Origin of the sequence: Acinetobacter corruptisaponis, assembly GCF_030053775.1 — a bacterium.
In the GTDB taxonomy this organism is placed as follows: Bacteria; Pseudomonadota; Gammaproteobacteria; order Pseudomonadales; family Moraxellaceae; genus Acinetobacter; species Acinetobacter corruptisaponis.
Genome location: NZ_CP125669.1, coordinates 114,951 through 129,931 on the forward strand (window position 1 = coordinate 114,951; position 14,981 = coordinate 129,931).

Annotated in this window: 12 protein-coding genes; 9 read left to right on the forward strand and 3 right to left on the reverse strand. The window is 44.5% G+C overall.

Going from position 1 to position 14,981, the window contains the following annotated elements; all coding sequences use genetic code 11:
- The 7 genes from tgnB to QLH32_RS00555 all read left to right on the forward strand — a co-directional run bounded on the left by tgnB (position 1) and on the right by QLH32_RS00555 (position 9,499).
- Positions 1-1,038, forward strand: coding sequence for a flavin-dependent trigonelline monooxygenase oxygenase component (tgnB, locus tag QLH32_RS00525; RefSeq protein ID WP_283267559.1), 1,038 nt, complete (start codon positions 1-3; stop codon positions 1,036-1,038).
- Between the two features lie 10 nt (positions 1,039-1,048).
- Positions 1,049-2,518 (forward strand): (Z)-2-((N-methylformamido)methylene)-5-hydroxybutyrolactone dehydrogenase, encoded by a 1,470-nt coding sequence (tgnC, locus tag QLH32_RS00530; protein ID WP_283267560.1) that lies wholly within the window; start codon positions 1,049-1,051, stop codon positions 2,516-2,518.
- Positions 2,519-2,835: 317 nt separating this feature from the next.
- The gene (locus QLH32_RS00535; RefSeq protein WP_283267561.1) at positions 2,836-4,236 is read left to right on the forward strand and encodes a purine-cytosine permease family protein; all 1,401 of its coding nucleotides are present in this window, start codon (positions 2,836-2,838) and stop codon (positions 4,234-4,236) included.
- A 25-nt stretch (positions 4,237-4,261) separates the two neighbouring features.
- On the forward strand, positions 4,262-5,434 hold the full coding sequence (locus tag QLH32_RS00540; RefSeq protein WP_283267562.1) for a hypothetical protein: 1,173 nt from the start codon (positions 4,262-4,264) through the stop codon (positions 5,432-5,434).
- A gap of 208 nt (positions 5,435-5,642) precedes the next feature.
- Positions 5,643-7,094: an NAD-dependent succinate-semialdehyde dehydrogenase gene (locus tag QLH32_RS00545; protein WP_283267563.1), complete on the forward strand. Its 1,452-nt coding sequence runs from the start codon at positions 5,643-5,645 to the stop codon at positions 7,092-7,094.
- Positions 7,095-7,481 (forward strand): carboxymuconolactone decarboxylase family protein, encoded by a 387-nt coding sequence (locus QLH32_RS00550; RefSeq protein ID WP_267979195.1) that lies wholly within the window; start codon positions 7,095-7,097, stop codon positions 7,479-7,481.
- A gap of 317 nt (positions 7,482-7,798) precedes the next feature.
- Positions 7,799-9,499, forward strand: a complete 1,701-nt coding sequence (locus tag QLH32_RS00555) for an NAD-dependent malic enzyme (RefSeq protein ID WP_283267564.1) — start codon at positions 7,799-7,801, stop codon at positions 9,497-9,499.
- A 10-nt stretch (positions 9,500-9,509) separates the two neighbouring features.
- Here the strand turns inward: QLH32_RS00555 and QLH32_RS00560 are convergent, their stop codons facing one another.
- The 3 genes from QLH32_RS00560 to QLH32_RS00570 all read right to left on the reverse strand — a co-directional run bounded on the left by QLH32_RS00560 (position 9,510) and on the right by QLH32_RS00570 (position 12,847).
- The gene (locus QLH32_RS00560) at positions 9,510-10,397 is read right to left on the reverse strand and encodes an alpha/beta hydrolase (RefSeq protein ID WP_283267565.1); all 888 of its coding nucleotides are present in this window, start codon (positions 10,395-10,397) and stop codon (positions 9,510-9,512) included.
- A 75-nt stretch (positions 10,398-10,472) separates the two neighbouring features.
- Complete coding sequence (locus tag QLH32_RS00565) at positions 10,473-11,315, reverse strand: SDR family NAD(P)-dependent oxidoreductase (RefSeq protein ID WP_283267566.1); 843 nt, start codon at positions 11,313-11,315, stop codon at positions 10,473-10,475.
- A 44-nt stretch (positions 11,316-11,359) separates the two neighbouring features.
- Complete coding sequence (locus QLH32_RS00570; protein WP_283267567.1) at positions 11,360-12,847, reverse strand: flavin-containing monooxygenase; 1,488 nt, start codon at positions 12,845-12,847, stop codon at positions 11,360-11,362.
- Positions 12,848-12,961: 114 nt separating this feature from the next.
- Between QLH32_RS00570 and QLH32_RS00575 the strand changes: the two genes are divergently transcribed.
- Together QLH32_RS00575 and QLH32_RS00580 are read left to right on the forward strand one after the other, a co-directional pair.
- Positions 12,962-13,978, forward strand: a complete 1,017-nt coding sequence (locus QLH32_RS00575) for an AraC family transcriptional regulator (protein WP_283267568.1) — start codon at positions 12,962-12,964, stop codon at positions 13,976-13,978.
- Positions 13,979-14,429: 451 nt separating this feature from the next.
- A complete protein-coding gene (locus tag QLH32_RS00580; RefSeq protein WP_283267569.1) occupies positions 14,430-14,963 on the forward strand; it encodes a glycine zipper domain-containing protein in 534 nt (177 codons plus the stop codon).
- Positions 14,964-14,981 lie beyond the last annotated feature (18 nt).

Consider the following 14,981-nt stretch of genomic DNA (forward strand, 5'->3'; position numbering starts at 1 on the left):
ATGCGCTTTTCATTATTTGTACACATGGAACGTGTTTCTGACCAACAAACGCAAAAGCAGCTTTATGATGAAATGATCGAGCTGTGCCAGATTGCCGACCGTGGTGGCATGCATGCCATCTGGACAGGTGAACACCATGCCATGAACTTTACCATTGCGCCAAACCCGTTTATCAACCTGGCTGACCTTGCCAACAAAACCCAGCATGTGCGTTTGGGTACGGGAACGGTGGTTGCGCCATTCTGGCATCCGATTAAGCTGGCGGGTGAGGCTGCCATGACCGACATTATCACCAATGGCCGTCTGGATATCGGGATTGCGCGTGGAGCCTACTCATTTGAATATGAACGCATGGTGCCAGGCATGGATGCATGGAGCGCGGGTCAGCGTTTACGTGAAATGATCCCAGCAATTAAAAACTTGTGGAAAGGCGACTACGAACATAATGGCGAGTTTTGGCAGTTCCCTAAAACTACATCTGCACCACAACCATTGCAGCAGCCACATCCACCCATCTGGGTGGCGGCGCGTGATCCCAACAGCCATGAATTTGCGGTACAGAACGGCTGTAATGTGCAGGTGACACCGTTGCATTTCGGTGATGATGAAGTTGAGAAATTGATGGGTCATTTCAATGCGGCCTGTGAGAAGTTTGCCGATGTGCCACGCCCTGAAATCATGCTGCTGCGTCATACCTATGTGGCGGACAGTGAACAGGACGCGCAGTTGGCGGCGGATGAAATCAACAGCTTCTATAATTATTTTGGTGCATGGTTTAAAAATGAGCGTGAAATTACCCAAGGCTTGATCGCGCCGATTAGTAAGGAAGAAATGGCACAACATCCATTCTATACACCAGAAGCCATGCGTAAAAATAACGTGATTGGTCAGGCACAGGAAGTGATTGACCGCTTAAAAGCGTATGAGGCAATGGGTTATAACGAATATTCATTCTGGATTGATACGGGCATGAGCTTTGAACGTAAGAAAGCCTCACTGGAACGTATGATCAATGAAGTGATGCCTGCATTTGCATAGGAGAGAAGACATGACTTCTCAATTCCAGTTGTACATTAATGGTCAGTTTGAGGATGGTGCTGCGCAGTTTGACAGCATCAATCCAGCGACAGGTCAGGTCTGGGCAAAAATGCCTGAGGCACGTAGTGATGAAGTCAACCGTGCGGTTGCTGCGGCATCACAGGCCTTGCAGGATAGTGCGTGGGCGGGCCTGACCGCATCACAGCGTGGCAAGTTGCTGTATAAACTTGCCGACCTGATTGAAAAGTCTGCACCACAACTGGCGCAGTATGAAACCAGTGACACAGGCAAGATCATTCGTGAAACTTCCAGCCAGATTGCCTATGTGGCGGAATACTACCGCTACTATGCAGGGATTGCGGACAAGCTTGAGGGCAGTTATCTACCCATCGACAAGCAGGATATGCAGGCCTGGACCATCCGCGAGCCTGTCGGGGTGGTGGCTGCGATTGTTCCCTGGAACAGCCAGCTATTTCTGTCAGCGGTTAAAGTTGGCCCAGCCCTGGCTGCGGGATGTACAGTTGTACTGAAAGCCTCGGAGGAGGGACCCGCACCGTTACTTGCCTTTGCCCGTCTGGTTCATGAAGCAGGATTTCCAGCAGGTGTGGTCAATGTCATTACGGGCTTTGGTCCTGAATGTGGTGCGGTACTGAGTAGCCATCCAGATGTGGCGCATGTGGCATTTACGGGCGGCCCCGAAACCGCACGCCATATTGTGCGTAATTCGGCTGAAAACCTTGCCAAAGTGTCCCTTGAGCTGGGTGGAAAGTCTCCATTTATCGTGTTCGCAGATGCAGACCTACAAAGCGCAGTCAATGCACAGGTGGCCGCAATCTTTGCCGCTACTGGACAAAGCTGTGTCGCAGGTTCCCGTTTACTGGTTGAGGAAAGCATCAAGGATGAGTTTGTGCAGCGTTTGGTTGAACGTGTGCAAAGTATCAAAATTGGTTTGCCTGATGATATGGCAACTGAATATGGCCCTTTATGTACCTTACGCCAGCGCCATAAGATTGAGCAGGTGGTGGCAAGTTCCATTCAGCAAGGTGCGAAACTGTTGACAGGTGGTAAATCACTGGATCGTGAGGGCTATTATTATCCGCCAACAATTTTAGATTGTAGTGATGTGCCACAGGCGGACTGTGTCATGACTGAACTGTTTGGCCCTGTATTGTCTGTGGTCAGTTTTAGCACTGAAGCAGAAGCTATCCATAAAGCCAACAACACGCCTTATGGGCTTGCCGCAGGTGTATTTACCAATCATTTAAGCCGTGCCCACCGTATGACCAAGGCACTTCAGTCAGGCATTGTCTGGTTGAATACCTACCGTGCTGTATCACCGCTTGCACCTTTTGGTGGTCATGGCCTGTCTGGTCACGGGCGTGAAGGTGGTTCCGATGCGGTGCTGGATTACACCACCACTAAAACCGTGTGGCTGCGTACTTCAGACCAGCCGATTGATGATCCCTTTGTGATGCGATAGCACTGTAAAGAGAGAGGAAAGGATGTTGAGTTTCAGGGATGAATCTATGCAGATATTGAATTTCAGAATCCTATAAACCGAATCGTGGTTTAAAAAGATTGTTGTTGTTGGGCCTTAAAACGCATCAACCGTGTTCACTTGATCTTTTTTTGCCATTTATTCCTCAAAACTGCTGAAAACCAGTGTGTAACAACGACAGAAATAGAGGTCAGGTCATCTGGATATGGCACTGACCAGGCAGGTTGTGAAACCTAAGTTTACTCTCACAAATAGATTGATATTGAGGAAAATGAGTTCCTCAAAGAGAGATTAAGGATATGAGCCAAAATGAAAAAAATGCTTTCGCGATAGAAAGCCATTCAATTGATTACGTCGATCCATCAGAACGCAACGGCAAGGTTCGCGATCTGTTCACCCTATGGTTCTGTACCAACATTGCACCTTTGGCGGTTATTACGGGTGCGATGTCAATGTTAACCTTTAATTTAAGCCTGATCAGTGCCTTGGTGGCGATTTGCTGTGGGCACTTTTTTGGCGCCGCGATTCTGGCACTGACCTCTGCACAGGGACCACAGGTCGGTATTCCACAAATGATTCAAAGCCGTGCGCAGTTTGGGCGTTATGGTGCTTTGCTGGTGGTGCTGTTCACCACCCTGATTTATCTTGGTTTCTTCATTTCCAACATTATCCTGTCTGGAAAAACCCTGCATACCGTTGTTCCAGCCATTCCTGTTCCAACTGCCACCGTGATTGGGGCAATTGCCGCCACCACCATTGGCATTGTGGGCTATCACCTCATTCATAAATTTAACAAGATTGGCACCTGGTTTATGGGTGGATCATTACTGATTGGCTTGATGATCATGATTCCGCATATCAATGCCGATGTATTGGCAAAAGGCGCTTTCAACATGAAAGGCTGGTTTGCCATGTTTGGCCTGTGTGCGGTTTGGCAAATCAGTTTCTCACCATACACTTCAGACTATTCAAGATATTTACCTAAAAGTATCGGGATTTATAAACCTTTTATCTATACCTATCTCGGTGCGTCACTGGGAACAATTTTTGCGATGGGCTTTGGTACGGTTGCGGTCAGCATCGGTTCAGGTACGGATGCGATGGAGGCGGTCAAGTCAGGCACAGGCATATTCGGTTATGTACTGATGATTTTGTTCCTCTGCAACATCATCGGCCATAACGCCATGAACCTGTATGGCGCGGTTCTGTCCTGTATCACTTCAATCCAGACCTTTGCAGGGCAATGGATACCCAGTAAAAATGTCCGTATCGCGCTGTCCATTGTTGTACTTATTCTTGCCACATTCACCGCATTGTGGGCTTCAAGCAACTTCATCAGTTTCTTCCTGAATGTGATTTTTGCCTTGCTATTTATTCTGGTGCCTTGGGTGGCGATTAACCTGCTGGATTTCTATGTCATCAACAGGAAATCCTATGATATTCAATCTATCTTTGCACAGGACGGTGGCGTTTACGGCAAGTTTAATGCCAAAGCCCTCACTGCCTATTTTATTGGTATCGTGGTTCAAATTCCTTTCCTGACCAATGCGTTTTTCACAGGACCATTTGCCAACCTGATTCCCGATGTGGATGTGTCGTGGGTGATTGGTTTGGTGGTCACTTTTGTTGTGTATTACCTGTTTAATCTGGGAAAGATTAAATGCGCAAGTCCAGCATTCAACGCCAAGGCACAACACTGAACATGAAATGAAAGGAATCTAAAACATGAAAAGAACTTATTTACAGCTTGCATTGGCCTCTGCGCTAACCGCAATGATTACACCAGGTTATGCAGGCATCAGCTTTGGTGATGCTAATAGTGAAACAGGTAAACTCACCGTTGCTGGTTATATACGTGGCAATTACCAGCTCAAGCACTATGGTGAAGATGCTGATGACCAGAAACTTCGTTTTGACGCAGCGCAACTGAAACTGGATTATGAACGTGGTGACCTGTTTGGCCATGCGGAATACCGTTGTTATCAATATGAACGCCTCTGTGATTTTTCCACCATGATTGATGCCTATGTGGGCTACCACCTTAATCAAACCGACCAGCTTGTGGTGGGAATGCAGCCGATTCCATTTGGTGCGGGGCGCTTTTGGGGCAACAGTTTATATGGCAGCATCAACACCACCGCAGGGCTGGAAGATGTACACAATGTCGGTGTGAACTATCATGCTGAGTTGCCAACAGCAACCAAGTTTGATGTGGGGTATTTTGCCATTGATGGTGGTCATTACTCAGGCCAGTACACCCCTGATTCGGGACGCTATACCTCAAATTATGTCCATTCTGATGATCCGACCCAAACCGATCTACAGGAAAAAAATATGTGGATTGCACGCATCAACCAGGATATTGCATTGGGGATTGATGGCTTGGGTACACAGGTGGGAGCGTCCTACTGGAGATCCGACATTAACAATAACAGCACGGATCAGACAGGTCGCCGTGAGGCTTGGGCAGTCTTTGGCAAGGTCAATTATGGCAATTTGGGTGTGACCCTGACAGGGGGCAAAAATGATGTGAGCAATAAGGACCTTGTCCAACCAGATGCATCATTGATGGGTTCTTATGACAGTGAATATCAGGTTGCCAATAAAGCCAGCTATTACACCGTAGATGCAGGTTATAGTTTTAAGAATGTAGGCAAGATTGGTCATATTACCCCATATGTCATGCATAGCCGATATGACAAGGATATGGATGCAGCCAAGGATTCCATCCGTAATATTATTGGCGTGACTATCGATCATAAACAACTGTCATTGGTGGCAGAATATATTATGGGCAAGAATGACCCGTTTATTGGTGGAACCGCAAGCTCATTGGCGCAGGGCGATGACAATAAATGGAATAAGTTGCTGAATTTGACTTTATTCTATTATTTCTAAGGCAATGCAATACGTCGGGCAACCGAAAAAATTTTTCAAGATTTTTATGGTATGCCATAATACAAAAACTTTTAACCATTTTCCCATTTAACGAAAATGCTTAAATGGGATAAGAAATTAGTCCTGAAATTAGAAAGAATCAGCAGGCTTAATTATTATTGATGCTGTTCTTAAACTGATTGATGGACACTGTATGGAAAGGTGATTTATGCAACTCGATCAAATGCCCCTGTTTCACCAGCAAGCCTTTGTTGCTGGGCAATGGTGTGATGCTGACAGCCAGCAGACCACAGACATCTATAATCCTGCGACACAGGAAATTATTGGGACTGTGCCGAATATGGGTAAGGCCGAGGCGGAACGGGCAATTCAGGCTGCGATGAATGGCTGGACAGCATGGAAAAATAAAACTGCCAAAGACCGTTCCATCATTTTAAAAAAATGGTTTGACTTGATGGTGCAGCACGCGGATGAGTTGGCATTTATCCTCACCAGTGAACAGGGTAAACCGCTTGCCGAGGCAAGGGGGGAAATCCTCTACGCCGCCAGTTTTATTGAATGGTTTGCTGAAGAAGCCAAACGTGTTTATGGCGATGTGATTCCGAGTCCTTATTCAGATGCCCGTATCGTTGTCAGTAAACAGCCGATTGGTCTGGTTGCCGCCATTACACCGTGGAATTTTCCTGCGGCCATGATTACCCGTAAGGTGGGACCTGCATTGGCGGCGGGTTGTCCGTGTATTGTCAAACCTGCACCTGAAACGCCGTTTACCGCATTGGCCTTGGTTGATCTGGCGCTGCAGGCAGGTGTTCCTGCGGAGATTTTTACGGTCATCACGGGAGATGCGGTCACTATTGGCGATGCGATTTTTGAAAGTGACGATGTGCGTAAATTTACTTTTACGGGTTCAACACCAGTGGGTAAATTGCTGTATCAACGTTCAGCACAAACCCTGAAAAAGGTGTCCCTGGAATTGGGTGGTAATGCGCCATTTATCGTGTTTGATGATGCTGATCTGGATGCTGCAATTGAAGGGGCACTCATTGCCAAATACCGCAATGCAGGACAGACCTGTGTCTGCGTCAACCGTTTTCTGGTTCAGGCAGGTATTTACGAGAAATTTATTGCCGCATTGAAAGAAAAAGTGGCAGCCTTTGCAATCGGTAATGGCTTGCAGCAGGGCAATGAGATTGGCCCACTAATCAATGAAAATGCGGTGAAAAAAGTCGAGGCGCATGTGGCGGATGCGTTGGCAAAATCAGCCCGTTTAATTGCAGGCGGTCAACGTCATGGTGCAGGTGAACTGTTCTATCAACCCACCATTATTGCTGATGTTACAAGTGAAATGGATGTTGCGACGCAGGAAACCTTTGGTCCTTTGGCCGCCATCTTTAAATTTGAGACTGAACAGCAGGCGCTTGAAATGGCGAATGCCACTGAGTTTGGTTTGGCCGCCTATTGCTATACGCAGGATTTGGGACGAGCCTGGCGTATGAGTGAGCAGCTTGAATATGGAATGGTCGGGATTAACAAGGGCCTGATCTCCAATGAAGTTGCGCCGTTTGGTGGGGTTAAGTCCTCAGGCTTGGGGCGTGAAGGCTCAAAATATGGTATGGATGACTATCTGGAAATTAAATATACCTTGTTTGGAGGTATTTAAATGAGTAATGAAAAGTTTGAAAAAGGTCTGGCAATTCGTAAACAGGTTTTGGGTGAGGAATATGTCAATAATTCCATCAATAATGCCGATGATTTTAATTTGCCCTTGCAGGAGTTGGTGACGGAATATTGCTGGGGTGCGGTCTGGGGACGTGAGGAACTGAGTAAGCCTGAACGCAGCCTGATTAATCTGGCGATGATTTCTGCACTGAATCGCCCGCATGAACTGAAACTACATGTCAAGGGCGCATTGCGCAATGGCGTGCCGAAAGAAAAAATCCGTGAAGTACTGTTACAAGTCGCCATCTATTGTGGTGTGCCTGCGGCAGTGGATAGCTTCCGTATCGCCAAGGAAGCGATCAAGGAATATGAGCAGGAAAATAGCTGATTAAATTATTGGGCAGAGATCATACTTGAATAAATGTGAGATTTGCCCAAGGACATGGTTTAGAAATCTACAAATGCAAAAAGAATTTACATCATTCACTATGATTTAAACTGAAATCATGATTATGCTGATAGATCATTTATTTTCTAAATAGTGAATGGCTTGGTATATAGGCATGTATATGCAGTCTTGGGCAGTAATGGTGTAAATTATTGCCCAGCCAAAGTTCTTTGTAGCGGGTCTGTTTGAATATTAAAAGCCTGCGGAACTTAAGTAAATAAAATTTGATATGTGACGGAACATTTAAAGAGTACGGTATGTTTGTGAATTCTGGTAAAACTAAAAAACCTTTGTATATTCCTTATGCTGGAAATGCTCTTTTAGAACTTCCTTTATTAAATAAGGGGTCTGCCTTTTCTGAAGAGGAACGGGAAAATTTCAATTTACATGGCTTGGTTCCCTACAACATTGAAAGCATTGAGGAACAAACACAACGTTCCTATCAGCAGTACCTTTCATTCGACAACGACCTAAACAGGCATATTTATCTAAGAAATATACAGGACACCAACGAAACCCTTTTCTATCGCCTGCTCGGCCAGCATCTGGATGAAATGCTGCCGATCATCTATACCCCAACAGTGGGTGAGGCCTGCCAGCGATTCTCAGATATTTATCGCCGTCATCGTGGCATTTTCATTTCATATCCTGAACGCCAATACATTGACCAGATTATTCATAATGTGAATAAGAAAAATGTAAAGGTCATCGTGATCACGGATGGCGAACGTATTCTTGGCCTAGGTGATCAGGGCATTGGCGGGATGGGAATCCCAATTGGAAAGTTATCGCTCTATACAGCATGTGGTGGCATCAGCCCAGCCTATACCTTGCCAATCACTATTGATGTGGGCACCAATAATCAGGAATTACTCAACGATCCAATTTATATGGGCTGGAAGCAACCGCGTATTCGGGGTGAGCAATATTACCAGTTTGTTGAAGAAATTATTGCTGCGGTGCGTGCACGCTGGCCAAATGTTCTGATCCAGTTTGAAGATTTTGCCCAACAAAATGCCATGCCGTTACTCACCCAGTATCGGGATAAAATTTGCTGTTTTAATGATGATATACAGGGTACGGCTGCGGTGACGGTTGCGACACTCATTGCAGCATCACGGGCACAGGGCAAACAACTCAAGGACCAAACCATTACCTTTGTGGGTGCAGGCTCGGCAGGTTGTGGAATTGCTGAACATATTGTAAGGCAAATGATTGATGAGGGTCTAAGCGACCATGAGGCCCGTTCACGCATCTTTATGGTGGACCGTTTTGGCTTGATGACAGATCAGCAGCCAAACCTGTTGGATTTCCAGCAAAAACTTGCCACACCAGTTCATGCAATTACAGGATGGGAACATTCAGGGGAACTGGTTTCGCTTCTGGATGTGGTGAAAAACGCCAAACCAAGTATCCTGATTGGTGTCTCTGGACAGGCTGGATTATTTAGCGAAGAGGTGATCAAGACCTTGGCTAAATATTATAAGCACCCAATTATACTGCCACTATCCAACCCAACCTCCCAAGTGGAAGCACAGCCTAAAGATATTATTGAGTGGACACAAGGTGCAGCAATTGTGGCGACAGGCAGCCCATTTGCACCTGTCTATTTTCAGGAAAAATATTATTCAATTGCCCAGTGCAACAACTCCTATATTTTTCCTGGCATAGGGCTGGGTGTCATTGCATGTGGAGCAAGCCATATCAGCGATGCAATGTTGATGGCTGCAAGTACCGCCTTGGCGGACTGTTCACCACGCTTGAAGAATGCGGCAGCTGATTTATTGCCAAATATCAATGATATTCAGCAAGTTTCCAGGTTCATTGCATTTAAGGTGGCAAAAGCTGCAATGGCGGATGGTTTGGCCGTACCCATGAGCAATGATGCGCTGGCACTGGCAATAGAAAACAATTTCTGGACACCTGAGTATCGAAATTATCGTCGGGTGGTGTTTTAGCTCAAAACAGTTAGCTAAGATACTGATGCGCAAAGTCAGCAATTTCCCGTATAGATTGGTTGGCTTCTTTTAAAATTCCTGCATGAAACTGGAAAACATGACCCACGCCATTGTAGACCTTAGATTGAACAGTTACGCCATCTTTCTCTAGTTTTTGTGCGATGCGTTTGGCATCGTCCAAAAGCAGTTCTTCGGTACCCACATGAATTAAGGTGGGTGCTAAACCGTTTAAATCGGCATAAAGTGGAGAGCAGGATGGAGAGGTTACTTGTTGTTTGCCAGAATAATTTTTTGCACACCATTGCAACCATTCTGGACTCAGCATTGCGTCACGGGCAATATGAGTCTTTAAACTTTCCCCTGATAAGCTTAAATCGACCCATGGCGAAAGCAGCACCAGTGCAGCAGGCTGTGGCAGTCCAGCTTCACGAATCGCTATTGCCATTAATAGGTTTAAACCACCGCCAGCAGAGTCCCCAGCAATGATTAATTTATTTGGGTCTTGCCCACTGGCTAACAGGGTTTTATACACAAACAAGGCATCTTCCATTGCGGCAGGGCTTGGATGTTCTGGAGCCAAACGGTATTCAGGAAGCCAGACCTTAGCTTGAATGGCATGACCAAGATGTGCTGCCAGTTTGATATGACTTTTGGCACTGCCAACCACATAGCCACCACCATGCAAATATAAAACACCATAACCCTCTAATGTGGTTTTAGGCCGAATTTCGAGGGTGGGAATCTGACCAATCATTTGTTTTTGCGTTTTATAGCCAGACGGACCCATTAAGATGGTGCTTGCCAGATCACTGCATAAACGTTGAATCTTCAGTGGAACTTTAGGCGATAAGGCAGGGCGCAAGGTATGGCTGATGGTCCAGGCGAGAACTTGCTTCATAAATAATGACTCATATCTGCTATTAAAAAAAGATTGACCATCTATGGATGGTCAATAAAAAAAGTGATCTTAAAATTATTTAAGAAAACGTGCCTGCAAAGCGGTCGCTGTTGCAAATATTTTCTGATATCCCTGTGGCATAAGGCGTTGAAGAATATCCACGGCTTTGGCATTGGCACCAATCAGTAAACGGCGGCTATTTTTTTGTACAGCTTTTAAAATAAGCGCTGCGGCTTCTTCAGCAGGAGTGCGCAATATTTTGTCAAACGCATCCTGACTTTTTGCAGGGTCCATGCCTAAACTTGTTACACTGTTATTAATCCGTGCTGCCTTGGCAATATTGGTACGGATACCGCCAGGATGAACACAAGTTGCACTAACGCCCAACTTTTCTATATCCAGTTCCTGACCCAATGCTTCGGTAAAACCGCGCACTGCAAACTTACTGGCATTATAGGCACTTTGGGTCGGTTGGGCAGTCAAGCCAAACATACTTGAAATATTGATGATATGTCCGTCGCCACTCTGTTTTAGGTAGGGTAGAAACTCTTTGGTGCCATAAACCACACCCCAAAAATTAATGCCAATCAGCCATTCAAGGTCTTCGTAACTCACACCCTTGGCAGTACTACCAATCGCAACACCCGCGTTGTTAAAAATAAGATTGACCTGTTGATGTTGATCAACCACAGATTTTGCCCAGCTTGCCATTTCCTCACGTTTTGCCACATCCACCACCTGTCTGGTGACCTTAACTGGATAAGCCTGTAATAAGGTAACGGTATTGGCCAAGCCATTTTCATTAACATCGGACAAGGCAAGGTTGCATCCCTGTTTGGCCAATGCGATGGCAAGTGCCTGACCGATGCCCGAGCCTGCGCCTGTGATAGCGGCAACTTTATTGTTAAAGCTTTTCATCTAAGTTTCCCTATATTATTGAATCAAACAAATATCATTAATGATTAAGATTGCCTTGGTGTTAGCGCATAATTTTCAATATCAAAACGGCGGGTGCGTTGACGATATTCAAAGGTAAAACCAGGCCAGTTATTGGTATTTTTTCCTGTGGCGGTTTGATACCAACTGTTACAGCCTTGTGACCACATGGTGCTTTTCATTCTTTCCTGAATTTCCTGATTAAATTTTTGCTGGCTTTCAGGTTTTAGATTGGCAAAGCGTAAATTTTTCTTTAGATAAACCTGAATTGCATCAAGAATATAGTTCACCTGACTCTCAATCATATACACAATTGAATTATGTCCAAGATTGGTGTTTGGTCCATACAGCATAAAGAAATTAGGAAAGCCACTGACGGTTAAACCTAAATAAGCTTCCGCGCCATCTTGCCATACCTCTTTTAAGCTTATGCCATTCAGACCTTTAATCTGCATCGGTGCCATGAAGTCGGTTGCGGTAAAGCCTGTGCCATAAATGATGGTGTCAACTTCACGTAAGTTCCCATCCTGATCTACAATGCCATTTTCAGTGACTTCCTGAATGGCAGTATTGATGACCTCAACATTCGTGCGAACCAGACTGCGATACCAGTGATTGGAAATCAGGATACGTTTACAGCCAATTGGATAGTCAGGCATTAAACGGTGACGGAAATGAGGGTCCTTGATTTCCTCTCGGATATGACGCTGGAAAATATATTCTGCCAACGGCATTTCATTTAGAGTTGTGGTAAAGCTTTTTAGGCGAATCTCGTTATAACTGTATTGAAAGATACGATCGAGGCTTTGCAGCACAGGAAGTTTTTGGAATGCCTTGCGCTCAATGGGTGAATAGAGACGATCAGGTTTTGGAATGACATAGGGCGCAGAGCGTTGATAAATATCCAGATGCGCCACCTGCTTGGCAATTTCAGGAACAAACTGGATGGCGCTTGCACCAGTGCCAATAACGGCTACACGCTTATTGTTTAAGTCGTAGTCATGATCCCAACGGGCTGAATGAAATGTTTTACCCTTGAAATTTTCCAGACCTTTAATTTTTGGATAGGCAGGACGATTCAGTTGACCTACTGCCGCAATTAAAAATTCAGCCTCAAACTTTTCGCCTGTTGTACTTTGAATATGCCAAATGCCTTGAGTTGCATCAAAATTGGCGCTGGCAATTTCTGTATTAAACTGAATATGTGGATAAAGCTGATATTTCTCAGTGCAGTGGCGTAGATATTGATGAATTTCCTGTGATGAGCCATAACGGTTTTTCCAGCCAAGATCCTGCTCAAAGGAGAAAGAATAGAGATGAGAGGGCACATCACAGGCAGCGCCAGGATAAGTATTGTCACGCCAGACCCCGCCAACATCATTGGCCTTTTCAAATAAGGTAAATTGCTGAAATCCAGCCTGTTTGAGACGAATTGCAAGTCCCAATCCACCAAATCCAGTTCCTATAATTGCGATACGAATATTTTTATTTGAATGTGATCCCTGTTTAAACATAACCTGCTCTGGATAAAATATAGATTCCTGAGTGCAGAATAGTCGTTTCACCTGTTGATTTAGAGGATGGATGCGGACAAAATATTGTGATTAGAGGACAAAGGGACATGCACATTGAAGTACTTATGGACGTATGAGCGCAGCATCCATAGTGTTCGGCTGATGGTAGATTTTGCGGCGGAACACGGGGTCTGCCATGAATTGATCCTAAAAGGAACTGGTCTGCAACAACAGCAACTGCTCGACCCCAACATGACAGTTTCTGCCCAGCAGGAATTACAACTGGTTCGTAACCTCGTTGAACAATGTGTAGATCGGCCTTTTCTGGGGTTGGAAGTGGGGACACGTTATCATTTCACCACTTTTGGTTCACTTGGTCTGGCCCTGATCAGTAGTGCCAACATCCGTGAAGCACTGAATTTTGCACTGACCTACTTTCCATTAACGTTTGCCTTTACCCAGTTTATTGTTTCAGAACAGGAAAATGCAATTCAAATTGATCTTGAGGTCGATGAGGCAATTCCCCATACGCTTTGGCAGTTTATTATTGAACGGGATGCCGCCGCCTTGCTGACAGTTCAAAGAGATTTAATCCAGGATAACTTTTGCCAGGAATTGGCGTTTTCATTTCAGCCTCAAGGCGATATACAACCGTATATCGATTTATTTGGAGTGGTTCCAGAATTTGGCGCCCCAAAAAATTATGTGGTATTGAATGGGGAGAAAATCGACCAAAAACTAAGAATGGCAAATGAGCTGGTTTTACATTCCGCTGAAGAACAATGCCGTCAAATATTGGATAAACGGCAGTCTCAAAAAAAATATGCCCATCAGGTACGACAGGCATTAATGAATGCCAAAGGAGAAATTCCCTCAATGGAAAATGTGGCTGATCATCTCCATCTTAATTCCCGAACCTTGCGCCGTCATCTGGCTCAGGAAGATACGACCTTTCTTAAAATCAGGGAAGAGGTGCGACAGATTCTTGCAGACTATTATTTGTCTGTTTCACAGGCCTCAGTTGAGCAAATTGCCGAATGGCTTGGATATGCAGAACCCTCAAGTTTTATTCATGCCTATAAGCGCTGGTATGGGAAAACACCTCATGCCGCTCGGTTAAATAGGAAATAATTTTTTAAGGATTTAATTATATTAAAATTTTATTTTTAGCTAAAATATACATACTTAAATGTTATCTATTACTTTGTTGGAATATAAGAATTGATTTATTTTTAGTGAATGTATTTTATTTGAAAACTAAATAAAAATAAGACCATACTATTTATAAATAATTTAGTGAATGATTTTGTATATAATCTAAAAGTATATTTTTGTAACTAAAAAATGTTGTTGCAGAATATCTGTTTTTAATATGTTGTTATGGGAAATTAAACAAAGAAATTAGTATTTCAATATGTTTCTTCTGTTACTAAACACTATAAATTTTAACTTTTAAGAAAATATTAGGCCTGTTTTTTAACAAAATCCTATTTTAGTGTGGAATAGACAATTTAAACATCACTGAAGATTTTATTAAGAATGTAACTCTTACGGTGATTTATCCATTTTAAGGAGAATAGAAATGACACATGCAGATGATTTTGATCGTGAGCAAATTAAGAATGCTCCAGATGAGGTTAAAAAAGAGTTAAATGCCGATCCAATTACTGGAGAGCCTGGTTCGCATCCCGTAGGAACAGGCGTGGGTGCTGTAGGTGGAGCGGCGGCAGGAGCTGCTGTAGGTAGTGTTGGTGGGCCATTGGGTACATTGGTTGGTGGAGCAGTTGGGGCTGTCGTGGGTGGTTTGGCAGGTAGTGCGGTTGGTGAAGCAATTGATCCAACGGTTGAAGATGCCTATTGGCGTGAAAACTACATCAATCAGCCTTATTATGGTACAAGCAAGGCGAATTATCCAGACCTGAATTATGAACGGGATTACCAGCAGGCGTATCGTTTAGGTTATGACAATGACGCAATTTATGATCCTGATGTGGCATTTGAAGAGATTGAGCCAGAGCTAAAAGTCAATTGGGAAAAATCAAGAGCTGAATCGCGCTTGTCTTGGGATGAGGCAAAACTTGCTTCCCGTGATGCCTGGAATCGTAATCGTAAATAATCAGATTAACTTAGTTTG